24 protein-coding genes are annotated in these 24,310 nt (G+C 65.9%); 17 read left to right on the top strand and 7 right to left on the bottom strand.

The genetic code is table 11. The features are described 5' to 3' along the window. Positions 1–178: 178 nt before the first annotated feature. The 7 genes from J3R73_RS26115 (at position 179) to J3R73_RS26085 (ending at position 8,341) form a co-directional block, all read left to right on the top strand. Positions 179–1,030 (top strand): EamA family transporter, encoded by an 852-nt coding sequence (locus J3R73_RS26115; protein ID WP_307434157.1) that lies wholly within the window; start codon positions 179–181, stop codon positions 1,028–1,030. Between the two features lie 238 nt (positions 1,031–1,268). Then, positions 1,269–2,129, top strand: a complete 861-nt coding sequence (locus J3R73_RS26110; protein ID WP_307434155.1) for a DUF2189 domain-containing protein — start codon at positions 1,269–1,271, stop codon at positions 2,127–2,129. Positions 2,130–2,951: 822 nt separating this feature from the next. Further along, positions 2,952–5,111: an FAD-dependent oxidoreductase gene (locus J3R73_RS26105; RefSeq protein WP_307434153.1), complete on the top strand. Its 2,160-nt coding sequence runs from the start codon at positions 2,952–2,954 to the stop codon at positions 5,109–5,111. Between the two features lie 57 nt (positions 5,112–5,168). Next, complete coding sequence (locus J3R73_RS26100) at positions 5,169–6,062, top strand: hypothetical protein (protein WP_307434151.1); 894 nt, start codon at positions 5,169–5,171, stop codon at positions 6,060–6,062. A gap of 40 nt (positions 6,063–6,102) precedes the next feature. After that, positions 6,103–6,477 (top strand): hypothetical protein, encoded by a 375-nt coding sequence (locus J3R73_RS26095; RefSeq protein ID WP_307434149.1) that lies wholly within the window; start codon positions 6,103–6,105, stop codon positions 6,475–6,477. Positions 6,478–7,029: 552 nt separating this feature from the next. After that, positions 7,030–7,935 carry a hypothetical protein gene (locus J3R73_RS26090; protein WP_307434147.1) on the top strand — a complete coding sequence of 302 codons (906 nt, stop codon included), beginning with the start codon at positions 7,030–7,032 and terminating at the stop codon, positions 7,933–7,935. Between the two features lie 28 nt (positions 7,936–7,963). Further along, positions 7,964–8,341, top strand: a complete 378-nt coding sequence (locus J3R73_RS26085) for a hypothetical protein (RefSeq protein ID WP_307434144.1) — start codon at positions 7,964–7,966, stop codon at positions 8,339–8,341. A 204-nt stretch (positions 8,342–8,545) separates the two neighbouring features. On the opposite strand, the gene J3R73_RS26080 is transcribed toward J3R73_RS26085, so the two are convergent. The 5 genes from J3R73_RS26080 to J3R73_RS26060 all read right to left on the bottom strand — a co-directional run bounded on the left by J3R73_RS26080 (position 8,546) and on the right by J3R73_RS26060 (position 14,681). After that, complete coding sequence (locus tag J3R73_RS26080) at positions 8,546–9,382, bottom strand: helix-turn-helix domain-containing protein (RefSeq protein ID WP_307434142.1); 837 nt, start codon at positions 9,380–9,382, stop codon at positions 8,546–8,548. A 47-nt stretch (positions 9,383–9,429) separates the two neighbouring features. After that, positions 9,430–10,125: a hypothetical protein gene (locus J3R73_RS26075; protein WP_307434139.1), complete on the bottom strand. Its 696-nt coding sequence runs from the start codon at positions 10,123–10,125 to the stop codon at positions 9,430–9,432. Beyond that, the gene (locus J3R73_RS26070; protein ID WP_307434137.1) at positions 10,125–13,031 is read right to left on the bottom strand and encodes a glycine cleavage T C-terminal barrel domain-containing protein; all 2,907 of its coding nucleotides are present in this window, start codon (positions 13,029–13,031) and stop codon (positions 10,125–10,127) included. The genes J3R73_RS26075 and J3R73_RS26070 overlap by 1 nt, the downstream gene beginning before the upstream one ends. Then, complete coding sequence (locus J3R73_RS26065) at positions 13,028–13,321, bottom strand: sarcosine oxidase subunit delta (protein WP_307434135.1); 294 nt, start codon at positions 13,319–13,321, stop codon at positions 13,028–13,030. The genes J3R73_RS26070 and J3R73_RS26065 overlap by 4 nt, the downstream gene beginning before the upstream one ends. 118 nt (positions 13,322–13,439) lie before the next feature. After that, positions 13,440–14,681: an FAD-dependent oxidoreductase gene (locus tag J3R73_RS26060; RefSeq protein ID WP_307434133.1), complete on the bottom strand. Its 1,242-nt coding sequence runs from the start codon at positions 14,679–14,681 to the stop codon at positions 13,440–13,442. A 297-nt stretch (positions 14,682–14,978) separates the two neighbouring features. Here J3R73_RS26060 and J3R73_RS26055 point away from each other — a divergent pair, with 297 nt between their 5' ends. The 10 genes from J3R73_RS26055 to glnT all read left to right on the top strand — a co-directional run bounded on the left by J3R73_RS26055 (position 14,979) and on the right by glnT (position 22,870). Beyond that, on the top strand, positions 14,979–15,272 hold the full coding sequence (locus J3R73_RS26055; RefSeq protein WP_307434132.1) for a hypothetical protein: 294 nt from the start codon (positions 14,979–14,981) through the stop codon (positions 15,270–15,272). A gap of 8 nt (positions 15,273–15,280) precedes the next feature. Then, positions 15,281–15,700: a hypothetical protein gene (locus tag J3R73_RS26050; protein ID WP_307434130.1), complete on the top strand. Its 420-nt coding sequence runs from the start codon at positions 15,281–15,283 to the stop codon at positions 15,698–15,700. 10 nt (positions 15,701–15,710) lie between these two features. Next, on the top strand, positions 15,711–15,893 hold the full coding sequence (locus J3R73_RS26045) for a hypothetical protein (protein WP_307434128.1): 183 nt from the start codon (positions 15,711–15,713) through the stop codon (positions 15,891–15,893). Further along, positions 15,890–17,296, top strand: a complete 1,407-nt coding sequence (locus tag J3R73_RS26040) for an APC family permease (protein ID WP_307434125.1) — start codon at positions 15,890–15,892, stop codon at positions 17,294–17,296. Before J3R73_RS26045 ends, J3R73_RS26040 begins: the two co-directional genes overlap by 4 nt. Before the next feature lie 8 nt (positions 17,297–17,304). Beyond that, a complete protein-coding gene (locus tag J3R73_RS26035; RefSeq protein WP_307434123.1) occupies positions 17,305–18,036 on the top strand; it encodes a hypothetical protein in 732 nt (243 codons plus the stop codon). A 5-nt stretch (positions 18,037–18,041) separates the two neighbouring features. Continuing rightward, on the top strand, positions 18,042–18,314 hold the full coding sequence (locus J3R73_RS26030; protein WP_307434118.1) for a hypothetical protein: 273 nt from the start codon (positions 18,042–18,044) through the stop codon (positions 18,312–18,314). Between the two features lie 135 nt (positions 18,315–18,449). After that, entirely contained in the window at positions 18,450–19,346 is an 897-nt protein-coding gene (locus J3R73_RS26025; protein ID WP_307434115.1) for a class II glutamine amidotransferase, read from the top strand. A gap of 3 nt (positions 19,347–19,349) precedes the next feature. Then, positions 19,350–20,036, top strand: a complete 687-nt coding sequence (locus J3R73_RS26020) for a GXGXG domain-containing protein (RefSeq protein WP_307434112.1) — start codon at positions 19,350–19,352, stop codon at positions 20,034–20,036. Between the two features lie 101 nt (positions 20,037–20,137). Further along, positions 20,138–21,463 carry an FMN-binding glutamate synthase family protein gene (locus J3R73_RS26015; protein ID WP_307434111.1) on the top strand — a complete coding sequence of 442 codons (1,326 nt, stop codon included), beginning with the start codon at positions 20,138–20,140 and terminating at the stop codon, positions 21,461–21,463. 99 nt (positions 21,464–21,562) lie between these two features. Further along, a complete protein-coding gene (gene glnT / locus J3R73_RS26010; protein ID WP_307434109.1) occupies positions 21,563–22,870 on the top strand; it encodes a type III glutamate--ammonia ligase in 1,308 nt (435 codons plus the stop codon). A gap of 48 nt (positions 22,871–22,918) precedes the next feature. Here the strand turns inward: glnT and J3R73_RS26005 are convergent, their stop codons facing one another. Together J3R73_RS26005 and J3R73_RS26000 are read right to left on the bottom strand one after the other, a co-directional pair. Beyond that, positions 22,919–23,263 (bottom strand): endonuclease domain-containing protein, encoded by a 345-nt coding sequence (locus J3R73_RS26005; protein WP_307434107.1) that lies wholly within the window; start codon positions 23,261–23,263, stop codon positions 22,919–22,921. Positions 23,264–23,512: 249 nt separating this feature from the next. Continuing rightward, positions 23,513–24,241 (bottom strand): SDR family oxidoreductase, encoded by a 729-nt coding sequence (locus J3R73_RS26000; RefSeq protein ID WP_307434104.1) that lies wholly within the window; start codon positions 24,239–24,241, stop codon positions 23,513–23,515. Between the last annotated feature and the right edge of the window lie 69 nt (positions 24,242–24,310).

Here is a 24,310-nt window from a genome sequence, read left to right as displayed (position 1 = left end):
GCCAAGGCGCGGCTGCAGCGCCTCATCGGTCTTTGACATCAATCTGTCATAATGCCAATGAAGCCCTTGAAGACGCTTCGGGTTTAGACGTGGCTGCGCGCAGGCGGACGGGCGTCCGGCCCGCGCTCCGGCCCCGCCAGCCCGCCGGGCGCACCCTGATTGTCGTGAAGCCTGCCCGATGCATCTCCCTCTTACGGTCTTCCTCGCCGTGCTGGCCGCAGCCGCCCTGCATGCCGGCTGGAACGCCCTGGTCAAGATCAAGCTCGACCCCTTCCTGGCGATGACGCTGATCTGCGTCTCCTGTGCCATCATCGCCCTGCCGGCCCTGGCGATCACCGGGCTGCCGGCCGGCGCGGCATGGCCGTGGATCGCCCTCTCCACCTTCCTTCATCTCGGCTACTACCTGTTCCTCGCCGAAGCCTATCGCCGGGCCGACATGGGCCAGATCTATCCGATCGCCCGCGGCGCCGCCCCGCTGGTGACGGCGCTGATCTCGCTGTTCATCGTCCATGACCCGGTCAGCCCCGGCAATCTGATCGGCATCGTGCTGCTCGGCCTCGGCGTGCTGCTGATTTCGCTGAAGGGCCAGCGTTCGGCGCTGGTGCCGAGCCGCGCGGCGATCGTCTACGCCTTGCTGACGGCGGCCACCATCTCGCTCTACACCGTCGCCGACGGCATCGGCGCGCGGGCCGCGGGCGGTCCCAACGCCTATGCGGCGGCCCTGTTCGCGGTCGACGCCTATCCCATGCTGGCGATCTGCCTTTGGCGCAAGGGATTGTCGGGCATCCGGCCGGCGCTGCGCTTCGTCGTGCCGGGCTTTGCCGGCGGGGCGATGTCGCTGGCCGCCTACTGGATCGTGATCTGGGCGATGACGGTCGCGCCCATCGCGCTGGTCGCCGCCACGCGCGAGACGAGCGTGCTGTTCGGCGGCATCATCGCCGTGCTCTTCCTCAAGGAACCGCTGACGCCGGTGCGCGGCGTCTCCGCCTTCCTGATCCTGCTCGGCCTCGTCTTCATGCGGCTGTTCTGAAGCACGGGGGGCAGGACGATGAGCCCGTCCGCCGCGCCCGCGCCATGCCCCTGAATATTCGCGCGTCCATGGCCGGCTGAAAGCCGCGGCTCTGCTTGCCTTTGCTTGTTCGCGGCTGACATTCCCGCACAGGAAGCGTAGAGTGACCGTCCATGGGGCGCGTTACGTCGTGACTGGCCCTGAAGTCGAGCGCCCTCACGCGGCCGCGGCCTCTCGAAGCCATTTCGGGAGTAGGGACATGACGATCAGAAATCCTGTTGAATGGGGCATCGACGCGGTCCGGACCACGGCGCATGGCGTCGGCGGCATCGGGCAGACCCTCCACCGCCCGGCGGCGGACTTCGACACGGCCTCCCCGGTCGTGCGTCGTATCGACTACGGCGATCTCGGGCGCGCGCTCGCCAAGGGCTTCGCCGATTTCGGCGCCTATCGCACCGATGTCGTCTTCATCGGCCTGATCTATCCGCTCGCCGGCCTTGTCCTGGGCCAGCTCGCGCTCGGCAACGGCATGCTGCCGCTGATCTTTCCGCTCGTCTCGGGCTTCGCCCTGCTCGGGCCGGTGGCCGCGATCGGCCTCTACGAGATGAGCCGGCGGCGGGAGCGCGGGCTGGAGGTGACCTGGGCGCATACGCTCGATGTCTGCCGCTCACCGTCCTTCGGCGCCATTCTGGGCCTGAGCCTCCTGCTGGCGCTGATCTTCGCCGCCTGGATCGGCGCGGCGGCGCTGCTCTACCGCGCGACGCTCGGGCCGGCCGTCCCGGTCTCGATCGCGGCGTTCGTCTCCGACGTCTTCACCACCGGAGCCGGTTGGGCGATGATGGTGACGGGCATCGGCGTCGGCTTCCTGTTCGCCCTTCTCGTGCTGGCCATCGGTGCGGTGTCGTTTCCGATGCTGCTCGACCGCCGGATCCGGGTGGCCACGGCGGTCCGCACATCGGTGGAGGTAGCCAGGACCAATCCGGGTCCGATGCTGGCCTGGGGCTTCATCGTTGCCTGTGCGCTGGTGGTCGGCTCCCTCCCGCTGCTCCTCGGCCTCATCGTCGTGATGCCGGTGCTTGGCCATGCGACGTGGCATCTGTACCGGAGCACCGTCGGCTGACGGTCGCGGACGCGCCGGCGCCGCGCCGCCGGCCGACTCAGCCAGGCGTTCGGCCCGCTGCCCTGGCGGCATGGCGTCGCTGCGCGGCCGTGGGAAAGGCGGCCTCGCCGGCGATCTCCCCGACAGCCGGGTCCGAAATTGTGGCCGAAGGGACACACAAGAACAAGAAAATGCCTCAATTTCCGATGTTTTCGTCCGCGCTTGACGCAAGGGAAAGGGCCCGGAGGCTCAGCCGCGTCGAAATATGACCTACTATGATACCTCAAATAGGATGTGGCCGGCCCACGAAGGTGTTTTTTCCGCCTCAGATGCGGCGTAAATGTGCAAAATGTACGGCCTGTGTCATAATAAATCATAATACATACGATAGGGCTGCCTTTATTCCTCTGCCCGTCAGATGCCTCATTTCGAGCAGCATCAGGCCTACATTTGAAGTTTCGACGCCTGAAATCGTGGCGCCGTCGCCGAAGTTCATTGAAAATAGGCTGATATATCACTAAATTACAAGTTATACTCGGATCATCAACAAGCTTTATCTAAAAATATTACCCTAGGTTATTGAGCGGAGCTCACTTTGGGAAATGCGGTAATTTGATTTAATGTAGAAAAAATATTGTTGAAACTGCGCTCCCTCCCGGGTAGGAGGAGGTATTCTAACTCAAAAAAGACCTTGGGCGCCTTCGCTGAGTGGGTTGCGGAATCCTTTTGTGCATTAACGCACTGCAAAATTGGATGAATCACGGTCAGATCACAGTGTGATCACGATGTGCGTGGAATAGTCCAGTACTCACGGACGTCACGAGGGACATGGCGATGAACAATATGAGCGATATATCCCAGTTTAAACCCGTCAAGCCGACGTCTGCGCCGTATAATGTCGCGATCATTGGGGGAGGCCCCGGAGGTTTATTTACGGCGTGGCACCTGGCCGCCAAAGTCGGCAATGCCTGCAAGATTACGATCTATGAAGCGAGCGAGCGGCTGGGCGGCAAGATCATCACCGGTGAATTTGCCGGCGTCGGCCCTTATGAGATCGGCGTCGCCGAAATCTATGATTATTCCGCTCTCGGCCCCGATCCGCTGCGCGACCTGATCGAAAAGGAGCTGGGCCTCGAGATCAAGCATATCGCGGGGGGCGCCTGCGTCCTCGACGACAAGGTCCTGGAAAGCTACAAGGACCTGAAAGAGAATTTCGGAGACGAGACCTTCGAATCCGTCGAGGCGTTCAAGAAGCGCTGCACGGAGCTGCTCAGCCGTCCCGACTTCTATTCCAGCGCCAGGAACGTCGACAACCGGCATGCATGGTCGCGGGTTTCGGCGGAAGAGGTGATCGCGACCGAGATTCCCGACGAGATGGCCCGCCGCTATGTGCGAATCATGGCGCACAGCGATGTCGCGGCGCCGCCGCACCTCACCAACGGCCTCACCTTCCTCAAGAACGCCCTCATGGATTCGGAGGGCTATATGGACGTCTTTTCGGTGGTGGGGGGCAATGAGCAGATCGTCGACCGCCTCGCCGACGAACTCGACGCCGACGTCCAGTTCAACTCCTCGCTCAAATCCGTCCGGCCCCTGTTCGACGGCAGCCTTCAGCTCGGCATGCATGTCAACGGCAAGCCCGAGACGGTGGTGGCCGACTATGTCGTCCTCGCTTTGCCGCTGACCGCGCTGTCCATCATCGACTGGCGCTCTCCGCATCTGCAGCAGGCCATGGCCCGCCACATCAATTATTTTGACCGCCCCGGGCATTATCTGCGCGCCACGCTGCTGTTCGAACGGCCGTTCTGGCGCGACGTGCTGCCGGGCGCATGGTGGATGATCGATGCGTTCGACGGCTGCTGCGTCTATGACGAAGGGGCTCGCAACAGTCTCGGCCAGTGGGGCGCACTCGGCTTCCTGATCGCCGGCAACGCGGCGCTCGGCCTGGCGAACATGTCGAACGAGGCGATCGAGAAACTATGCCTCGACGCCCTGCCGCCCTGCCTGGAATTCGGCCGCAAGCTGCATGTCGACACCCGCATCCATCGCTGGATGGCATCGGTGAACGCCATTCCCGGCGGTTTCCCGGTCCGCAGCCCCTATCTCAACCACCGTCCCAATGCGGAGCAACTCCCCAATCTGGTGGCGGTCGGCGACTACATGTTCGACGCCACGCTGAACGGCGTGCTCGATTCGGCCGACGCGGCGACGGACATCCTGCTGGCCGAGGTCGTCGCCAGGCGCCAGAGGGAGGCGGAGATCGACGGCCGCCTCGCCGTCAGCGAGTGGTTCGATCCGCCGGGCGCCGAGGAACAGGACGGCGTGTTCGACGCGACCTATCTCGCCGACATGCTGCGGGCCGTCTGGAACGTGCAGCCCGGGGCGCGCATTCTCCACGTCGGCTCCGGCGGGGGAGAGGTGGTGGCGGCGCTGCGCTCGCTCGGCTTCGACGCGCAGGGCCTCGAACCGAGCCAGCACGCCTGGCGTTCGACTCCGCCGGAACTGCGCGCGTTCAATCTCTGCTCGGCCCCGCTCGGCCTCGACGTCCCGGACGGCTATTTCGACGTGGTGCTCGACACCGGCCTCTGCCGTTTCGAACGCTCGGAGCTGCCGAAGATGCTGGCGGAGATCCGGCGCGTGACCCGATATGGTTTCGTGCTCGGCTCCATCAGCAGCGACCTGCCGATCGAACTGGTCGAGCGCCGCAAGCTGCTGACCGGCGTCAAGACGCTCACTTCCCGCTGGGACTGGTCGGATCAGCTCCTCGCCATCGGATTCCACTTCGCACTGTCCGATCCGCGCCTCCTCGACGTGGCCTGGAAGAAGACGGTGGCGGCGGGCGTGGCCCCCGGCGAGTGGTATGAGGATGCGGAGAGCCTCCTTTACTGCTTCTACGGCGCAAGCGGCAGTGCCGCGAGCGACATCGCTGCGGCTGCGGAAGCGGATCGCATCGTCGAAGAGCGGCTCTACACGGACGAGCGGGTTCCCGTTTCGGGCCTGTAGAGGCTGCGTCGTCGGAAGCGATCGATCTTCCTATCCAGGTATGAAAAGGAAAATGACATGCAGAAGGCCCATCTGATGGAGGCGCCGGCTGTCGAGGCAAAGGCATGGCTGGTCAGCTTCGGCACGACGGCGCGGGGCGAGGGGGTGCGCATCGGCGCTCCTCGCGAGCTTTTCGCGCAGTGGATCCCGGTCGACACCGCCGCGCCGCCGGCCGCCGTCGCCGCCGGCGAGGCGGATCGTCCGATCGCCGTCCTGTGGATGCCGACGGGCGCACCGGCCGACGTCGAAGCCGGCTGGGTCGCCGCCATCCCGGCGGGCGAAAGCACCGAGCGGGTCGTTCGCGCCGGCTTGCGCACGGCCCGTATCGTGTGGACCGATCGCCTCGCCATCGTCTACACCGCCCAGGAGCAGCTGGAGGATGCGCTCGACGCCCTCATCCGCTTCACCGTGGTCGAGCGCGATACGGCGGCGCTCGAAGCGAAGATGCCCGCGATCTGGGCGTCGATCGACGCCGACACGCCGCTGACCCACACTGTCCTGCCCAGCGATCACGACCGGCGCAAGGCGGAGGTCAACAGGACGACGGAAACCGTCACCAAGATGGCGAGTTCGGCGCTGCGGCTGGAGATCGCCCTCCAACAGCTCGATCCTGCGCTCCAGAGCTCGTCGAAGCGTCTGTTCGCCGAGCTGGCACTGCAGGCCGGGCTCGAAGATCGCCTCGAAATGCTGGCCGAGCCGATCGACTTTGCCATCGAGCATTATGAATTGATCAATTCGAGAATGATCGAAGCCAAGCAGTTCATGATCGAGGAACAGCAGTTCGAAGTCGGAAAGAAGCAGTTCGAAGTCGAGAAGAAGCAGGCGACCGCCAGTCTCGTCGTCGAACTCGTCATCCTTGCGGTGCTTGTCGCCGATCTCCTGTTTATCGCTTATCCCTACCTCGCGAAGTGACTGGTGGATTGAAATGGCCGGAATGGTGAATAGGATGACGGTGAAGTATATTCTTCCGTTGTCAGTGCTGTTGCTGACGGGGATGAACTGTGCATCGGCTTCCGACCTGCAGCTGACCGCAGCCGAGATCAAGGCGCGTATCATCGGAAATACCGTCCTCGGCGTCGAGGACGGCAATCCCTACCAGGAATATTTCAATCCCAACGGTTCGATATCGGGCAAATCCAGCACGGAGACCTATACGGGCGCCTGGCGTATCCAGGGCGACAAGCTGTGCATGGGCTATGAATCGGACGACGAGTCCGGCCAGATCAACGATTGGAACTGCTCCGATGTCGGTGTCATCGGCGATCGGGTGATCTGGAACGACGACGGGGAACTGTCCGAGGGCAAGCTCGTCGCCGGCGGGAAATAGCAGCGGCGGTCACGCCGCTATGCTTGGCAAACACCGGGAGGGCAGCCATGCCGCCCTCCCGCATCCGGGCCACGGGGAGCGCTCCGCGACCTGTCGAAAGCGGCAGGCACCGCAAGGATGCGCCAAAGCAAAGAGACGGGGCAAATGGCGTTTATATCCGAACGCTTCCTGCCCGAGGGCATTTTCCAGGCGAGCCGACGGGCTTCCCGATCTGAAAATGCGTTGAATGGATAGAGAAGGGGACATTGCGGTTCGATGAATCGCAATTGCTCGGCAAGGGGCCGGCCGCCTTCCCGCGGGTCTCGCCCCTGGCGGGCTCGCGGTCCCGGAGATGGCAGGCAGGGCCTCGGCGGGCAGAGACGCGGCGCGCGTCCCCGCTCCGGCTGCATCGCCCTTCTTTCGTGCCGGCGCTTGGGCGGAAAGCCTTGCGCGGGGCGGAAACCGATCACATCGCGGAACAACGCCCACGCGGACGAGAGGGCGCCGTCGGAATCGTTGCGCCCGCTTCCGCGCGAGGGCGACCCGTGCATCCAGCAACAGGGAGGACACGACATGCAGAGAATTCATCTGGTCGAGGCGCCGGCGGTCGAAGTGAAGGCCTGGCACGTCGGTTTCACTCCGGCGGCCGTCGTCGGCGCCGTGGAGATCTCCTCGCCTCGCCGCCTCTTTGCGCAATGGACGTCGATCGACGCCGAGGCGCCGCCCGCCCTCTCCAGGGCTCCGGGAGAGATCGACCGCTCGATCGCCATCCTGTGGATGCCGCCGGGAGCGGCACCGCAGGTCGAGGAAGCCTGGCTCGCCGCCATGCCGGCGGCCGACAGCGGGGCGAGAATCGTCCGTGCCGGCCTGAGGACGGCGCGCGTGGTGTGGACGGACCGGCTCGCCATCGTCCATACCGCCGAGGAACTGCTCGAGGATACGCTCGACGCGCTCATCCGCTTCACCGTCGTCGAGCGGGACACGGCCGCGCTCGAAGCGAAGATGGCGTCCGTCTGGACATCGATGGACGTCCATGCGTCGCTCGCCCATACCGTGCCGTCCGGCGATTACGACAAGCGCAAGGCGGAGGTCAACAAGACGACGGAGGTCGTCGCCAAGATGGCCGGCGTCGCCCTGCGTGTCGAGGCCGCTCTGGAACAGCTCGATGCTCGCCTGCACAGTTCGTCCAAGCGGCTGTTTGCTGAGCTTGTGCTGCAGGCCGGGCTCGAGGACCGCCTCGAAATGCTTGCCGAGCCGATCGATTTTGCTATCGAGCATTACGAGTTGATCAATACAAGAATGATCGAAGCCAAGCATTTCATGGTCTCCGAGCAGCAATTCGAAGCCGATAAAAAGCAATTTGAAATCGCAAAAAAGCAGGGAACGGCTAGCCTTGTCATCGAACTTGTAATACTTGCGGTTCTGGTGGCCGATCTGCTGTTGATCGCGTACCCATACATTACAAAATGGTCACAATGAGAGAATGGGGATAGTTAAAATGAGGATGATGAAGCATATTGTTCCGCTTGCGCTGATGTTGCTGGGCGTCGCCGGATGCGCGACGGCTTCCAAGGCCGGCATGGGCGGGGACGAGATCAAGGCCCGCATCGTCGGCAATACCGTGACCGGCGTCGACGACGGCAAACCCTATATGGAATATTACGATCCGAGCGGCTCCATCGCCGGCAAGGACACCGAGCCCTATACCGGTTCCTGGCGGATCGACGGCAACAAGCTGTGCACGGGCTATGAATCGGAGGATCCGACGAAGACCGATCTCGACTGGACCTGTTCCGGCGTCTCGGTCGTCGGCGATCGGGTGTTCTGGCTGGATCAGGATGGCGAGAAGACGGAAGCCAAGCTGCTTCCCGGTCGGCAGCAATAGGCTGCCTGCATCCGCGAGCCGGCGATATGGACGGGATGGAGAAGGGCGGCGTTGCCGCCCTTCTGCGCAGGAGGCCTTTGCCCGGACGCGGCGAGGCCGGGGGAACGCCGGAGCAGAATGCGTTCCCGCGGGAATGCCGGTTGAACGTCCCCCCTCGATCCTAGGCGCGCCTGTACCCCTTGGGGGGATCGGATCGCAAGACGCCTATTCGTCGTCCCGCGCATAGGAGATGATGGAGAGGAAGCGGATGGGGAGCTTGCGCATCTCGTCCGGGCCGTGTGGTGCGTCGGCGTCGAAGAACAGGCTGTCGCCGGGCTGCAGGGTGTAGAGCTTGTCGGCGTGCCGGTAGACCACCTCGCCTTCGAGCATGTAGATGAACTCCAGGCCCGAATGCTGGAACAGCGGGAAGACGTCCGACCCCTCCGTCAGCGTGATGACATAGGGCTCGACCACCACGCGCCCGGTATGGCCGCTGGTATGGCCGAGCAGGCGGTACTGGTGCCCGGCGCGCGTGCCGCGCCGTTCGATCAGAAGCCCTTCGCCGGCCCTCACGAACACCGCGTCGCGCCGCTCCTCGAAGCGGCGGAAAAAGGCCGTGACCGGCACGCCGAGCGCGCGCGACAGCGTCTGGAGCGTGGTGAGCGAGGGCGAGGTGACGCCGTTCTCGATCTTCGAGAGCATGCCGAGGGACAGGCCGGTGGCGGCGGCGAGATCGGAGACCGTGATGCCGAGCTTGTTGCGGAAGGCGCGAACCTCGCGGCCGATCGCCACTTCGAGCGTGTTGTCGCGGGCGCCGCCGAGGGCATGCGGGTCCTGTCCGGCCAGGGCGGCACCCGAGGGGAAGTTGCGGGTGGGAAAGGCATCCGAGAAGGGGCCTTCGCCGTCTTCCGGATCCACCGGGTCGGCATAGGGGATGCCGGTCGTATGGGCGATCGCCGCCTGGTCTCCGCGATAGGGCGATGGCGGGCTGCGCTCGGCTCCGCCGCGTTCGGTTGCGGCGCGTTCAACCCTGGGGCCTGGCACGACCACCCGTTTCGTCATTGCCCATACCCCTTTTCAACGTCCCCGCAGGAAGCGGAGGAACGGCCTCACGGCGGTGAAGCAGGACCGGCGAGAAGCTCCTCCAATGTGGAAAGCCCCGTCATCCGCCCGCCGAACTCTTCGGCCGCATCGCGCAGGCACATCAAGAAATATCCGGCGGCCGCGCTGTCGGCAAGCAGGTGGAAGGCCAGCGCATCCCCGATGTCGGCGCGGGCGACGATGGCGGTGAGCCGGGCGACCGATGTCTGCGCGATGGAAAGGTCGGGGAACTTGTCCCTGCGGAGGTCGACACCGCAGATCTTGGCGAACATCGCCGGCGCCGCTTCGCCGGAGACCACGAACCAGGCATGGCTGTCGCGGCGCGGCAGCGGATAGGTCCGCTCCTCGTCCTCGATCCGCCATTCGGCTTCCATCCGGCCGAAGCGGCCGTCGCCGCCGCCGAGCGGGCTCAGGAGCACGACCTCGCCCGGCGCCAGCACCAGGCAGAGGCCGCCATCCGGCTGGCGGAACACCCGGTTGGGCTCCGCCTCGACCTCGACGCCGCGCTTGCGCATGGCGGGGATGGTGCCGCGCCCCTTGAAGCCGAGGCGCGGCAGCGGCGACAGATCGGCGATGCCGAGCGCCGGCAGCGGCCCGTCGAACTCGGCGATCGCCGCGTCGGCGAGAGGCCGCCAGCCGGTGGCCTGCCCGGCCAGCGCGTGCTGGAGCGGGGAACGGCGGAGGAAGACATAGGGAGCGGTCATCACAGGTCCTGCCGCTTGTTCTCGGGATCGTAGAAGGGCGTCGGCACCACCGTCGCCTCGATCATGCGCCCGCCTTCGATGCGGATCGAGAAGCCGGATCCGGCCTCCGCGAGGTCGGGCGGCAGGTAAGCGAGGCCGACGACCTTGCCGAGCGAGGGCGAGAGCACGGCCGACGTCACCCGCCCGGCGATCTGCCCGTCGCGGATGACGAGATGGCATTCCTTGGGCGCGGGCGCCGCCGGGTCGGCCAGGGCGAAGCCGACCAGCCGCCGCGTCACGCCCTTGGCGATCTGCATGTCGACGGCCCGCTTGCCGACATAGAACGGCTTCTTGCGGGCGAGCGCCCATTCCATCCCCGCCTCGGCCGGATTGGTCAGCCCGTCGGTGTCCTGCCCGACGATGATGTGGCCCTTTTCGAGCCGCAGCACGCGCTGGGCCTCGACGCCGAAGGGCTTCATGCCGAAGGGCTTGCCGGCTTCGTGCAGCATGTCCCACAGCGCCTCGCCCTGGCCGGACGGGCAATGGATCTCGTAGCCGAGCTCGCCGACGAAGCCGACGCGCAGGATGCGCACAGGGATGCCGCCGAGCAGGCCCGCGCGCACCGCCATATAGGGGAAGGCTTCCGCCGACAGGTCGATGTCGGTCGGCAGCGTCGCCAGCACGGCGCGGGCCTTGGGACCGGCGATGTTGACGCCGGCATAGGCGGCGGTGACGTTGGCGACGTCGACGTCGAGCCGCCATTGCGTGTTCCACCAGCCCATCTGGCGATACATCTGGTCGACCGCGCCGGTGGTGGCCGTCACGTAGAAATGGCGCTCGTGGAACCGGCAGGCGACGCCGTCGTCGAAGACGACGCCGCTCTGGTCGGTGGCGAGCGCATAGCGTGCCCGGCCGACCGGCTGCTTGGCATAGGCCCAGGTATAGATCCTGTCGACGAACTCGGCGGCGTCGGGGCCGCGGATCTCGATGCCGCCGAGGGTCGACACGTCGATCATGCCGACATTTTCGCGCACGGCCTTGACCTCGGCCGTGATGGCGGCGGCGGCCTCCGCCTTGGCGCCGTAATAAGCGGGGCGCATCCACAGCCCCGCCGCCATCATGCGCGCCCCCAGTTCCAGGTGGCGCTGATGCATCGCGGTGTGGCGCACCGGCTCGAAGGAGCGGCCGGCGAGATGGGCGAACTTCTCCGGCACCAGAGGCGGGCGGAAGGTCGTGGTGCCGACCGCCGCCGGCGTCTTGCCCGTCGCTTCGGCGACCAGCCGGATGGTGTTGAGATTGGCGTGGCGGCCCTGGCTCGGCCCCAGCCCGGCGGTGGAATAGCGCTTGACGAGCTGGATGTCGTCATAGCCGTCCTTGACGGTGTTGACGATGTCCTTGGCCTGCAGGTCCTCGTCGAAATCGACGAAATCCTTGGCCTTGCCGCCGGTGAAGATCGGCCAGGGATGGGTGATGTCGGCCGCGCCGGGATCGGCGGGCGCCACGGCGGCCGTATCGGGCCTGCCGAGCGCCCGCGCCGCGGCGCCCGCGCCCTGGCGGGCGGCGTCTTCGGCGGCGAGGGCGTCCGTCCACAGGCCGGCCGCGGCGCCGGCGATCGCCACCCCCGGCGGCAGGTCCCGGGCGCGATGCATGGCGATGGTCTCGTCGTAGACGGCCCTGGCGCCGGCATGGCTGGCGAGGTTGAGGGCGGGCGTATAGCCGACGCTCATGGCGACGAGGTCGCAGGCGATCCATTCCGGGTTCGGCGCCGTCTCGCCCCGCCCGGTGACGGCGGCGACCGCCACCGCCTCGACATGGGCCTTGCCGCGCGCCTCGACCAGGGTCGAGCCGGTGCGCACGGGAATGGCGCGCGCCCGCACCGCATCGGCGGCGGGGCCTTGGCGTGCCGGGCCGAGGTCGACGACCGCGGCGATTTCCACGCCGGCATCGGCGAGGTCGAGCGCGGCGTCGTAGCCGAAGCGGTTGGCGGTGACGATCACGGCGCGCTGGCCGGGCCGGATGCCGTAGAGGCGGATCAGCCGCTGCGCCGCGTCGGCGAACATGATGCCCGGCCGGTCGTTGTTGCCGAACACCAGCGGCTGGTCGAAGGCGCCGGTCGCGAGCACGGTCTGCCGGGAGCGGATCTTGTAGAAGCGGTTGCCGGCGATGGCCGAGGTCCAGTTGTCGGCGAACAGCCCGGTCGCGGTGGTGTCCGCCATCAGGCGCAGGGTCGGCAGGCTCTGCGCCTTGGCGACCAGCGCGCGGCGGCGCTCGTTGGCGGCGGCGCGGGTGCCGTCGAGGCGGCCATAGAGGAGGGAGCCCCCGGGCTCCGGCCATTCGTCGAGCAGGAGCGTGTCGGCGCCCGATTCGGCGGCGGCGATCGCCGCCTCGAGCCCGGCCGGGCCGGCGCCGACCACCAGCACGTCGCAGAACAGATAGGCCTTGTCGTAATAGCCGTGATGGGCCTTCGGATCGAGCCGGCCGAGGCCGGCCAGTTCCCGGATCGGCTTTTCGAACAGCTTCCACGAGCCGTTCGGGCGGAAGAAGGTCTTGTAGTAGAAGCCGACCGGCAGGAAGCGCGAGAAATTCTCCAGCACCGCGTAGCGGTCGGCGTCGAGCGATCCCAGGCGGTTGATCGAGGTGACCGCCATGCCCTCTTCGATCGGATGGCGGTCGCCGCGCACATTGGGCTCCGGGCCGACCTGCACCATGGCGTTGACGTCGTGTCCGGCCATGGTGAGGGCACCGCGCGGGCGGTGGTATTTGAACGAGCGCGACAGCAGGGAGCGACCCCCGGCCATCAGCGCGCTGGCGATGACGTCGCCGGCAAAGCCCGTCTGGCGCTGGCCGTCGAAGGTGAAGCCGACCGGGCGGGACGGGTCGATCAGCAGGCCCCAATCGGGGCCGGCGAGGCGGGCGGTGCGCTTCATGCGGGCTCTCCCGCCGGTCCGGCAGCGGTCTGTTGGAAGAAGCGGTCCACCGTCATGGTTTCCAGGATCTCGTCGGTGATGGTGTTGCGCCGGGCGACGAACCAGAAATTGGTGGGAGCGTGCAGCCACCATTCATGCACGATGCCGGCGATGTTGTCCTCGATGAACAGATGGTCGGTCCATTGCCGGTCGCTGCAGGTAGCCGGATCGGGCATCGGCTTGATGTCGCCGCCCCACACGAATTCGGAGATGTTGCGCGGCCCGTTGAGCGGACAGTTCATGATCTTCATGGCATGCACTCGAAGGTCCTGGGACCGCAGGCATCCCTGCCTGCTCTCGATCCGCAGACGTTTCCGAAAAGGGCAGGCGAGGACGCCTGCGATCCCAGGGGAGAACTCTGGCTCATCGTCAATGTCCCACCGAGGCCGCGCCCTTTTCGCCGACGAGGTCGAAGCGGTCGAAGCGGTCGAGCGCGAAGGGCCTGAGGAGGCCGGGCTGGGTGCCGGTGGCGACGCATTCGGCCATGCGCTTGCCGCACACCGGCGTCGCCTTGAAGCCCCAGGTGCCCCAGCCGGCGTCGATGTAATAGTTCTCGACCGGGGTGAGGCCCATCACGGGCGAGAAGTCCGGCGTCATGTCGGCCATCCCCGCCCATTGCCGGAGCACGCGCAGTTCGGCCATGAACGGGAAGAGTTCCAGCATGTGCCCCATCAGCCCCTCCTTGAAATCGAGGGTCGAACGGGTCGAATAGAGGCCGTAGGGGTCGGTCGCGCCGCCCATCACCATCTCGCCGCGGGCCGATTGCGAGATGTAGACATGCAGCGAGCCCGACACCACGATCTGGTCGAGGATGGGCTTGACCGGCTCGGACACGCAGGCCTGCAGGGGAATGGTGCGGATCGGCAGCCGGAAGCCGGCCTTGCGCGCCATCAGGCTCGACGAGCCGGCGACCGCCTGCACCACCTTGCCGGCATGGATGGTGCCCCGGCTGGTCTCGACGCCGACGGCGCGCCCGTTCTCGATCAGGACGTCGGTGACTTCCGTCTGCGGATGCACCTCGACGCCCCGGCGCATCGCCTGACGGGCATAGCCCCAGGCGACGGCGTCGTGGCGCGCGATGGCGCCCGGCGGATGGTAGAGCGCGCCCAGGATCGGGTAGCGCACCTCGTCCGACATGTTCATGGTGGGGCAGAGTCTGGCGATGTCGTCGGGATAGATCAGCTCCGAATCGACGCCGAGATGCTTGTTGACCTCGGCGCGCCAGCGCGCGGTGCGCATCGCCGCATCGGTATGGGCGAGGGTGAAATGGCCGCGCTCCGAATACATGATGTTGATGTCGAGCTCGAGCGACAGGCCGCGGAAAAGCTCGACCGATTCCTTGTAGAAGGCGACGCCCTCCGGCGTGAGATAGTTGGCGCGCACGATGGTGGTGTTGCGCGCGGTGTTGCCGCCGGCCAGATAGCCCTTCTCGAGCACGCAGACATTGGTGATGCCGTGATGGGCGGCGAGGTAATAGGCGGTGGCGAGGCCATGGCCGCCGGCGCCGACGATCACGACGTCGTAGGATTTCTTGAGCTCCGGCGCCCAGCGGAAATGCGGGTCTTCGCGGTGCTTGGAACTCAGGCCGTATTTCAGCAGGGCCAAGGGCATACGGGCAACTCCGCGCCACCCACGCGGCGCTCATTCGGGAAGCGAACCCGCGACGATGCGAATTCCCCTCGACTTTTACCGCATGCTTCCTGAAGTGCAAGAAAATTTCCGCACATTAAACAGATGGGCCGCAGGTCGAAAAAGCGGCATCAAAGGTCGAAAACAGGCATTTTGACGGATACGGTGCTTGACTTTTAGGCAGAGGCGAGCGCACCTTTTCCTGGCATAAAAACAAATTGCCTCTGAGGTAACTCGACCTACCGACTGAGAAGCAAATATTCAAGAGAGGAAACATTCATGACACCGGGATCGGAGGATCCGCGGATCGAGGTGATGTATCGCCGCGATCGCGCCTGGTCCTACCTCGCCATCATCGTGCTGTGGCTCACGTTGCTTTTCGTCTTTTCGGAAGTCCTGCCGGATACCGGCTCGCCCGGCGTCACCATCGCGCTCATGGTGGCGGGCGGCCTCGTGCTGCTGTTCAACACGGCCTCGATCGCGGCGCTGCTGCGCCATTACCACGAGGACAAGCAGCATCTCTACGGGCTCGACCTCCACTATATCGACGAAATGAAGAAAGCGAGAAGGTGAGGATCGCCATGGCCAAATCTCCTCTCGCGGACAAGTCCACCCGGGCGAAGAAGCCGCCCTACCGGCCGCCGGAACAGTCGATGGTCGGCCAGGTCGTCGATTCGGCCGTCCTCCTCGTGCTCGTGGTGGCGAGCCTGTTCGCCCCCGTCTATTTCGGCCTCGCCGGCGGCGGCAAGATCGACCTTTCCTTCGCCGACAAGAGCTGGGCCGGCATGGGGCAGACGCCGCTCATGCAGGGCATCTGGGAAAAGCTCGGCTACACCGCCGACACCGCCGCGCCGGTCATCGCCTCACGCTTCGACTACAGCTTCTCCTGGCCGATGTTCCTGCTCACCGCCTTGGTGGTCCTCGTCTATTTCGGCTTCCTGCTCCGCTTTTCGGAGAAGGAATACCGGGACGTGATCGCCGAGCGGTTCGACGGCAAGTGAGGGGAAATCGATGAACGCTTTCCAGTGGCTCGAATACCTCGCCTGGGCGGTTTCGATCCTGATCGGCGCCTGGCTGCTCTACGACCTCGTCAAGACCAATACGAGCTATTCCGAGGATGTGCTGATGTCTTCACGCGAAGGCGAAATCGAGGATGATCTGGTGATCGATCCCACGCATCGGGGGGCGAAATGAGCGAGATCACCACCGACGGGACAGCTGTCACCGTCATCCATGGCGAGAAGATCTCGCTCCTGCGCGTGCTCGGCCCCGCCCATGTCTGGGCGCTGGGGGTCGGCATCGTGCTGGTCGGCGAGTTCATGGGCTGGAACTTCGCCGTCGGCAAGGGCGGCGGGCTTGCCGCGCTCATCGCCTGCTGGACGGCGGGGCTGCTCTACACCTGCGTCGCCATGATCGATTCGGAGGTGACCTCGACGGTCGCCGCCGCCGGGGGGCAATATGCGCAGGCCAAGCACATCGTCGGGCCGCTGATGGCCTTCAATGTCGGCCTGTTCCTCGTCATGGCCTACACCATGCTCGAAGCCGCCAACGCCATCACGGCCGGCTATCTCATCCAGACCGTCGGCGGCATGGCCGGCTTCGACGGCGTGCACGACAAGCCCTTCATCGTGCTGACCATCATGGCCTTGGCGCTGCTGAACTATCGCGGCGTCTACGCCACGCTGACCTTCAACCTCGTCATCACCGCCATCGCCTTCGTCGCCATCGTCGTGCTGTTCTTCGGCGTGCGCCCATGGTCGCACGATCTGCTCAAGCCGAACGAGCTGCTCGGCGGCCTGCCCTATGGCTGGCTCGGCGTCATCGCCTCGCTGCATTTCGGCCTGTGGTTCTATCTCGGCATCGAGGGTACCACCCAGGCGGCCGAGGAGGTGCGCTCGCCCGCGCGCTCGCTGCCCCTCGGCACCATGCTGGGCATGATCACCCTGCTGATCGCCGCCGCGATGACCTGGTATGTCTGCGTCAGCCTGATGCCGTGGGAATATCTCGGGCAGGCGACGACGCCGCTGTTCGACGCCGCGCGGCTGACCGGCTCGACCTCGCTGATGGTGCTGCTCTTCATCGGCACGATCTTCTCGACCCTGGCCTCGGCCAATGGCTGCATCAACGACGCCTCGCGCGCCTGGTTCTCGATGGGGCGCGACCGCTACATGCCGGCCTGGTTCGGTGCCGTGCATCCGAAATACCGCACACCCTTCCGCTCGATCTTCTTCCTGGTGCCGATAGCGCTCATCTTCGCGCTCGGCGCGCCGCTCGACCAGGTCGTGACCTTCTCGATCCTGTCGGGCTTGCTCGGCTACACCTTCATGTCCTTCAACATGATGATGTTCCGCTCCAAATGGCCGCTCGGCTCGATCCGCCGCGGCTATGTCCATCCGCTGCACCCGCTGCCGGCCATCGTGCTGTTCGTGCTGTGCGCGGCGACCTATTTCGCGGTGTTCCTGGGCTACGGCACCCAGCTCCTCGCGATGATGGTCTTCTACATCGTGGTGTCCATGTGGTTCGCCTTCCACCGCTACAAATTCGTGCGGCGCGGCGACCAGTTCACCATGCCCTGGCCGCGGCCGCGGGGCTATTGAGCGCGGCGATGCCGATGCTCCCGCTCCTCGCCGGCCTTGCCGGTCTCGCGCTGCTCGCATGGCTGATGCAGCGCGAGAAGGCGGCGCAGCGCGGCCGGCGGAGCCGGCGCCTGGCCGACTGCCTGCCCCTGTTCGACACCGCCGCCGTCACGCCGGGCGGCGACGGCTTTCCCCGGCTCGCCGGCATCATTGCCGGCCGCCGCGTCGAGATCGAGTTCGTGCCGGATTCGATGACGATCCGGCGCCTGCCGCAATTGTGGATGGTGCTGACCCTGATCGATCCCCAGCCGGTGCGGGCGGCGCTCGGCGTGCTCGCCCGGCCGTCGGGGGCCGAATTCTACGCGCTGACGCCGCGGCTCGGGCAGCGGCTCGACGCGCCGCCGCCCTTTGCGCCCGACGTGCTGCTGCGGGCCTCCGGCCCCGAGGTCGCGGCCTTCCTCCCGCTCGTCGCCGAGCCGATGGCCCGCCTGCTGGCCGATCCCAGGGTCAAGGAAGTCGCCTTGACGCCCCGGGGTCTGCGCGCCGTCTGGCAGGCGGCCGAAGGGCGCCGCGGCCAGCATCTCCTGCTGCGGCAATGCGATTTCGGCGAGGAGCGGGTCGGCCCGGCGGATCTCGTCCGGCTGCATGACGGCCTCGACGCCGTCGCGGCGGCCCTGCGGCCGGCCCGCGATGCCGCCGCTTCCGAGATGGACCGGTGCGCGGCGCGCCGGATCGGCAACCCCCGGCATGGCCCGACATGACAATCATGGCTTCTGCGAAACCGATCGATCCCCGTCTCGTGCTGGCGCTGGCGGTGGTGCTTCCCGGCGCCGGCCATGTCGCGCTCGGCCGGCAGGCCCGAGGCCTCGGCTTCGCCTTCTTCGCGCTGCTGCTCGCCTTGCTGAGCTGGCACGCCACCACGCCCGACATCTCGGCGGTCGGGCGCATGGCCGGCGGCCTCTTCGTGTGGGCGCTGTCCGTGCCCGACGCCTATCGCTCGGCGCGCCTGCGCCGGGAACGCTGGCGGCGCCAGGCATAACGGGCTATATTCACCTCAGGAATATAATTTTCTGAAGATCCTGTTGCCTGGCATGAAAAAATCATTCTTGGCAGTTGAGGGGCGCCGATGAAGCTGCTACGGTCCTGACATGATCAACAGGACGAGGGCAGGGCCATGTGCGGCATTGTCGGCCTATTTCTCAAGGACAAGAGCCTCGAGCCTCAATTGGGAGCGCTCCTTTCGGGCATGCTGACGACGATGTGCGATCGCGGCCCGGATTCGGCCGGCTTCGCCGTCTACGGCGCGCCGAGCTCGGGCAAGGCGAAGATCACCGTGCAGTCGGCCGATCCCGGCCAGGACTTCGACGGGCTCGCCGAACTGGTGGGCGGCGCGGTCGGCGGCGAGGTGCTCATCGCCCGCAAGGACACCCATGCCGTGCTGACGGTGGCCGCCGACAAGGCGTCGGCGGCGCGCGAGGCGATCCGGACGGCGCGCCCTTCGATCCGCATCATGGGCACGGGCGAGACGATCGAGATCTACAAGGAGGTCGGCTATCCCACCGAGGTCGCCGAGCGCTTCTCCCTCTCGCAGATGTCGGGCACCCACGGCATCGGCCATACCCGCATGGCGACGGAATCGGCGGTGACGACGCTCGGCGCCCATCCCTTCTCGACCGGCGCGGACGAATGCCTCGTCCACAACGGCTCGCTGTCCAACCACAACAATCTTCGCCGCGAGCTCAAGCATGACGGCATGACCTTCGAGACCGAGAACGACACCGAGGTCGCGGCCGCCTATCTCACCTGGCGCATGAACCAGGGCCTCAATCTCGGCCAGGCGCTCGAAAAGGGCCTCGACGACCTCGACGGCTTCTACACCTTCGTCGTCGGCACCAAGGACGGCTTCGGCGTCCTGCGCGATCCCGTCGCCTGCAAGCCGGCCGTGCTGGCCGAGACCGACCGCTATGTCGCCTTCGGTTCGGAATATCGCGCGCTCGTCAACCTCCCCGGCATCGAGGATGCCAAGGTGTGGGAGCCCGAGCCGGCCACCGTCTATTTCTGGGAGCGTTGAGTGATGGAGACAGTCGATCTCGCCAAGGTCGCCTTGCGCGAGCTGAACCAGGTTCTGCACCAGCAGAAGGCGGGCACCAACGCCACATCCTGGGAAGTCGTCAATCCCAAGGGGTCGCATGCGGTCGCCGTCGGCGTCGACGCGCCGATCAGCATCGATATCAGGGGCAGCGTCGGCTATTACTGCGCCGGCATGAACAAGGACGCGACCATCACCGTGCATGGGTCGGCCGGCCCCGGCGTCGCCGAGAACATGATGTCGGGCGAGGTGCGCATCAAGGGCGATGCCAGCCAATATGCGGGCGCCACCGGCAAGGGCGGCCTCCTGGTGATCGAGGGCAACGCCTCCTCGCGCTGCGGCATCTCGATGAAGGGCATCGACATCGTGGTGAAGGGCAATATCGGCCATATGTCCGCCTTCATGGCCCAGTCCGGCAATCTCGTCGTCTGCGGCGATGCGGGCGACGCGCTCGGCGATTCCATCTACGAGGCGCGGCTCTTCGTGCGCGGCGCGGTCAAGAGTCTCGGTGCCGACTGCATCGAGAAGGAGATGCGGCCCGAGCATGTCGAGATCCTGGCGGGCCTGCTCGCCAGGGCCGGCATCACCGATGCCGAGCCGTCCGACTTCAAGCGCTATGGATCGGCGAGGAAGCTCTACAATTTCAACATCGACAATGCGGATGCGTATTGAGCCCCGGGACCGCAGGCATCCTGCCTGTTCTTCCTGAAACCTCGACGTCTCCAAGAGCAGGCAGGATGCCTGCGGTCCCAGCCCTCTCCCGGAATCCCGTCATGAGCTACCACAATCCGCCGACCACGCCGCGCAAATCGGCGACCTTCGACGATTACACCCTGTCGGAAATCCGGCGCGCCGCGACCACCGGCATCTATGACATCCGGGGTGGCGGCGCGAAGCGCAAGGTGCCGCATTTCGACGACCTCCTCTTCCTCGGCGCCTCGATGTCGCGCTATCCGCTCGAGGGCTATCGCGAGAAATGCGCGACCAACGTCGTGCTCGGCTCGCGCTTCGCGAAGAAGCCGATCGAGCTGAAGATTCCCATCACCATCGCCGGCATGAGCTTCGGCTCGCTGTCGGGCCGCGCCAAGGAGGCCCTCGGCCGCGGGGCGACGCTGGCGGGCACCTCGACCACCACCGGCGACGGCGGCATGACGGCGGAGGAGCGCGGCCATTCGCAGCTGCTCGTCTATCAATATCTGCCTTCGCGCTACGGCATGAACCCGGACGACCTGCGCAAGGCCGACGCCATCGAGATCGTGGTCGGGCAGGGCGCCAAGCCCGGCGGCGGCGGCATGCTGCTCGGCCAGAAGATCTCCGACCGCGTGGCGCAGATGCGCACGCTGCCCAAGGGCATCGACCAGCGTTCGGCCTCGCGCCATCCGGACTGGACCGGCCCCGACGATCTCGAGATCAAGATCATGGAGCTGCGCGAGATCACCGATTGGGAGAAGCCGATCTATGTGAAGGTCGGCGGGGCGCGGCCTTATTATGATATCGCCCTCGCCGTGAAGGCGGGCGCCGACGTCGTGGTGCTCGACGGCATGCAGGGCGGCACCGCCGCCACCCAGGAAGTCTTCATCGAGAATGTCGGCCAGCCGACGCTGGCCTGCGTGCGGCCCGCGGTGCAGGCCCTGCAGGACCTCGGCATGCACCGCAAGGTGCAGCTCATCGTCTCCGGCGGCATCCGCAACGGCGCCGACGTCGCCAAGGCGCTGGCGCTCGGCGCGGACGCCGTCTCGATCGGCACGGCGGCGCTCGTCGCCATCGGCGACAATGATCCGATCCACGAGGAGGAATATCAGAAGCTCGGCACCACCGCCGGTGCCTATGACGACTGGCACGAGGGCAGGGATCCCGCCGGCATCACCACGCAGGATCCCGCGCTGATGGAACGGCTCGACCCGATCCTCGCCGGCCGCCGCCTCGCCAACTACCTCAAGGTGATGACGCTGGAGGCGCAGACCATCGCGCGCGCCTGCGGCAAGAACCATGTCCACAATCTCGAGCCTGAGGATCTGTGCGCCCTCACCATCGAGGCCGCCGCCATGGCGCGCGTGCCGCTGGCGGGGACGAACTGGATCCCCGGACAGGGATTTTGAGGCGGGCCGGTCTTCGGACCGGCCCTTCTTTTGCATGAGGATGCCGGTCCGAAGACCGGCCGATCAGAACAAGCCATCCAGACATCGGGGACTATCGACATGACGCAGGATCTGGCGGCACTCGCCAAGGAAAAAGGCATCCGCTACTTCATGATCTCCTATACGGACCTGTTCGGCGCCCAGCGCGCCAAGCTGGTTCCGGCCGCGGCGATCGCGGACATGCAGAGGGACGGCGCCGGCTTCGCGGGCTTTGCGACCTGGCTGGACATGACGCCGGCCCACCCCGACCTCTTCGCCGTGCCGGATGCCTCGGCGGTGGTGCAGCTGCCGTGGCGGCGCGACGTGGCCTGGGTCGCCGCCGATTGCGTGATGGAGGACAAGCACGTCACGCAGGCGCCGCGCATCGTGCTGAAGAACGCGATGGCCAATGCCGCCAAGGAAGGCCTCTACATCCGCACGGGCGTCGAAGCCGAGTTCTTCCTGATCGATGCCGACGGCACCCAGATTTCCGATGCCAAGGACAATGCCGCCAAGCCCTGCTACGACCAGCAGGCGCTGATGCGCCGCTACGACGTCATCGCCGAGATCTGCGACTACATGCTGGAGCTCGGCTGGGGCCCGTATCAGAACGACCACGAGGACGCCAACGGCCAGTTCGAGATGAACTGGAATTTCGACGACAGCCTCGTCACCGCCGACCGGCACTCCTTCTTCAAATTCATGGTGAAGTCGGTCGCCGAGAAGCACGGCCTGCGCGCCACCTTCATGCCGAAGCCGTTCCCGGGGCTGACGGGCTCGGGCTGCCACGCCCATATCTCGGTGTGGGACAAGGACGGCAAGACCAACATGTTCTACGACGCCGACGACGAGATGGGCCTGTCGGCGCAGGGCTACAACTTCCTCGGTGGCATCATGAAGCATGCCGAGGCGCTGGCGGCGATCACCAACCCCACCGTCAATTCCTACAAGCGCATCAACGCCCCGCGCACCGTCTCCGGCGCCACCTGGTCGCCCAACACCGTCACCTGGACCGGCAACAACCGCACGCATATGGTGCGCGTCCCCGGCAAGGGGCGCTTCGAGCTGCGCCTGCCCGACGGCGCCGCCAACCCCTATCTCCTGCAGGCGGTGATCATCGCCGCCGGGCTCAGCGGCATCCATTCCAAGGCCGACCCGGGCAAGCGCTACGACATCGACATGTATCAGCTCGGCCATACCGTGAAGGGCGCGCCGAAGCTGCCGCTGAACCTGCTCGACGCACTCCGGGCCTTCGACAAGGACAAGGCGCTCAAGGCGGCCCTGGGCGAGGATTTCTCGGCCGCCTATCTCAAGCTCAAGCATCAGGAATGGAACAGCTACGCCGGCCATTTCACGCAGTGGGAGCGCGAGAACACCCTCGACGTGTGAGGGGGGGGCAGGCGGCGCGATCTCCTTCTGCCAAGAGGGAGATCGCGCTTATTTTGTCGGATGAGCAGCCTGGAGAATCTCCTGCAGGACAGGGTCCAGATCGCCCGTCAGCTGCTCGTTTCGAAAACGCAATATCATGAAACCCATCGCTTCTATTTCAGCGGTGCGCTCCATGTCATATGCCCCGTGCCAATCGTGCTGCTTGCCATCGAGTTCGATAATGAGACGCCTTTCGGCGCACAGGAAATCGACGGTGTAAGCGAGCAACGGTACCTGTCGCCGGAATTTCAGGCCGTCCAATTTTCGGCCCCTCAGCGCCTGCCAAAGACGATTTTCGACATCCGTTTGACTGGCACGCAGCCTTCTCGCAAACGAACGCGGCTCTGTCGTCATTGTAAGGCTCTCTCACAGTAAAGCGCGGAAAATCCTTCTCCCGAGGGGGAGAAGGTGGCGCGCAGCGCCGGATGAGGGACTGACGTCTCCCGATTTGAGGGGCTACCTGCCCCTCAATCAACCGGTATTTCGATCAGGAGCCGCAAGATATCGTTCAAACTGATGGCCTGCACTTGTCTCGTTGAAGTTTAGACCCTCATCCGCCCTTCGGGCACCTTCTCCCGTCTGGGAGAAGGCTGTCTCCCCTGCCTACAAATCCTGGTTCTGCGGCAGGATCACGAGGTCGCGGATGGTGACGTGGGCCGGCCGCGTCAGCATGAAGAGCAGCGCCTCGGCGACGTCTTCCGAACGCAGGCCGCCATGTTCGGCGACGCGGCGGTCGATCTCGGCCGGGTCGGTCACGCCCCATAATTCGTTCAGCACCATGCCGGGCGCGAGCGAGCCGATGCGGACATTGTGGGGGGCGATCTGCCGGCGCACGCCGTGGACGAAGGACTGCACGGCGTGCTTGGTGGCCGAATAGACCGGTTCCCAGTGGATGGCCTGGTGGCCCGATATCGACGAGGTCACGACGATGTCGCCGGAACGCTGTGCGATCATGCCCGGCAGCACGGCGCGGACGGCGCGGAACACGCCGTTGACGTTGATGCCGATGACCCGGTCCCACTCGTCCGGGTCGCCGCCGGCGACTTCTCCCGCGACATAGCTGCCGGCATTGGCGAAGAGAATGTCGACGCGGCCGAAGCGCGCCAGCGTCCGTTCCAGCATGGCGTCGATGTCGGCGGGCTTCGTCAGGTCGGCGGGCACGGCGAGGGTGTCGCCGCCGAGCTCGGCGGCGAGCGCCGACAGCCTGTCGGCGGACCGGGCCACCAGCACGAGTCGCACGCCTTCCGCCGCGAACCGGCGCGCCGTCTCGCGGCCGATGCCCGAACTGGCACCGGTGATGATCATGATCTTTCCCGCCAGGGATTGCGTCACGGCCGTTTCCTCCTGATTTTTGAATTTTTGACGTGGATCGACCGCTTGCGGCGGGAGCCGGGGAGCGGA

The sequence above is a fragment of the Labrys monachus genome, assembly GCF_030814655.1.
Taxonomy (GTDB): domain Bacteria; phylum Pseudomonadota; class Alphaproteobacteria; order Rhizobiales; family Labraceae; genus Labrys; species Labrys monacha.
Note: the sequence above shows the minus strand (reverse complement) of the source record. Positions and strands in the feature narration are given on the sequence as shown.

What these genes read in the sequence shown, in the direction of transcription:
- J3R73_RS26115 (WP_307434157.1), top strand. Translation starts at nt 179, where the DNA reads ATGCATCTCCCTCTTACGGTCTTCCTCGCCGTGCTGGCCGCAGCCGCC.
- J3R73_RS26110 (WP_307434155.1), top strand. Translation starts at nt 1,269, where the DNA reads ATGACGATCAGAAATCCTGTTGAATGGGGCATCGACGCGGTCCGGACC.
- J3R73_RS26105 (WP_307434153.1), top strand. Translation starts at nt 2,952, where the DNA reads ATGAGCGATATATCCCAGTTTAAACCCGTCAAGCCGACGTCTGCGCCG.
- J3R73_RS26100 (WP_307434151.1), top strand. Translation starts at nt 5,169, where the DNA reads ATGCAGAAGGCCCATCTGATGGAGGCGCCGGCTGTCGAGGCAAAGGCA.
- J3R73_RS26090 (WP_307434147.1), top strand. Translation starts at nt 7,030, where the DNA reads ATGCAGAGAATTCATCTGGTCGAGGCGCCGGCGGTCGAAGTGAAGGCC.
- J3R73_RS26085 (WP_307434144.1), top strand. Translation starts at nt 7,964, where the DNA reads ATGAAGCATATTGTTCCGCTTGCGCTGATGTTGCTGGGCGTCGCCGGA.
- J3R73_RS26080 (WP_307434142.1), bottom strand. Translation starts at nt 9,382, where the DNA reads ATGACGAAACGGGTGGTCGTGCCAGGCCCCAGGGTTGAACGCGCCGCA.
- J3R73_RS26075 (WP_307434139.1), bottom strand. Translation starts at nt 10,125, where the DNA reads ATGACCGCTCCCTATGTCTTCCTCCGCCGTTCCCCGCTCCAGCACGCG.
- J3R73_RS26070 (WP_307434137.1), bottom strand. Translation starts at nt 13,031, where the DNA reads ATGAAGCGCACCGCCCGCCTCGCCGGCCCCGATTGGGGCCTGCTGATC.
- J3R73_RS26065 (WP_307434135.1), bottom strand. Translation starts at nt 13,321, where the DNA reads ATGAAGATCATGAACTGTCCGCTCAACGGGCCGCGCAACATCTCCGAA.
- J3R73_RS26060 (WP_307434133.1), bottom strand. Translation starts at nt 14,681, where the DNA reads ATGCCCTTGGCCCTGCTGAAATACGGCCTGAGTTCCAAGCACCGCGAA.
- J3R73_RS26055 (WP_307434132.1), top strand. Translation starts at nt 14,979, where the DNA reads ATGACACCGGGATCGGAGGATCCGCGGATCGAGGTGATGTATCGCCGC.
- J3R73_RS26050 (WP_307434130.1), top strand. Translation starts at nt 15,281, where the DNA reads ATGGCCAAATCTCCTCTCGCGGACAAGTCCACCCGGGCGAAGAAGCCG.
- J3R73_RS26045 (WP_307434128.1), top strand. Translation starts at nt 15,711, where the DNA reads ATGAACGCTTTCCAGTGGCTCGAATACCTCGCCTGGGCGGTTTCGATC.
- J3R73_RS26040 (WP_307434125.1), top strand. Translation starts at nt 15,890, where the DNA reads ATGAGCGAGATCACCACCGACGGGACAGCTGTCACCGTCATCCATGGC.
- J3R73_RS26035 (WP_307434123.1), top strand. Translation starts at nt 17,305, where the DNA reads ATGCCGATGCTCCCGCTCCTCGCCGGCCTTGCCGGTCTCGCGCTGCTC.
- J3R73_RS26030 (WP_307434118.1), top strand. Translation starts at nt 18,042, where the DNA reads ATGGCTTCTGCGAAACCGATCGATCCCCGTCTCGTGCTGGCGCTGGCG.
- J3R73_RS26025 (WP_307434115.1), top strand. Translation starts at nt 18,450, where the DNA reads ATGTGCGGCATTGTCGGCCTATTTCTCAAGGACAAGAGCCTCGAGCCT.
- J3R73_RS26020 (WP_307434112.1), top strand. Translation starts at nt 19,350, where the DNA reads ATGGAGACAGTCGATCTCGCCAAGGTCGCCTTGCGCGAGCTGAACCAG.
- J3R73_RS26015 (WP_307434111.1), top strand. Translation starts at nt 20,138, where the DNA reads ATGAGCTACCACAATCCGCCGACCACGCCGCGCAAATCGGCGACCTTC.
- glnT (WP_307434109.1), top strand. Translation starts at nt 21,563, where the DNA reads ATGACGCAGGATCTGGCGGCACTCGCCAAGGAAAAAGGCATCCGCTAC.
- J3R73_RS26005 (WP_307434107.1), bottom strand. Translation starts at nt 23,263, where the DNA reads ATGACGACAGAGCCGCGTTCGTTTGCGAGAAGGCTGCGTGCCAGTCAA.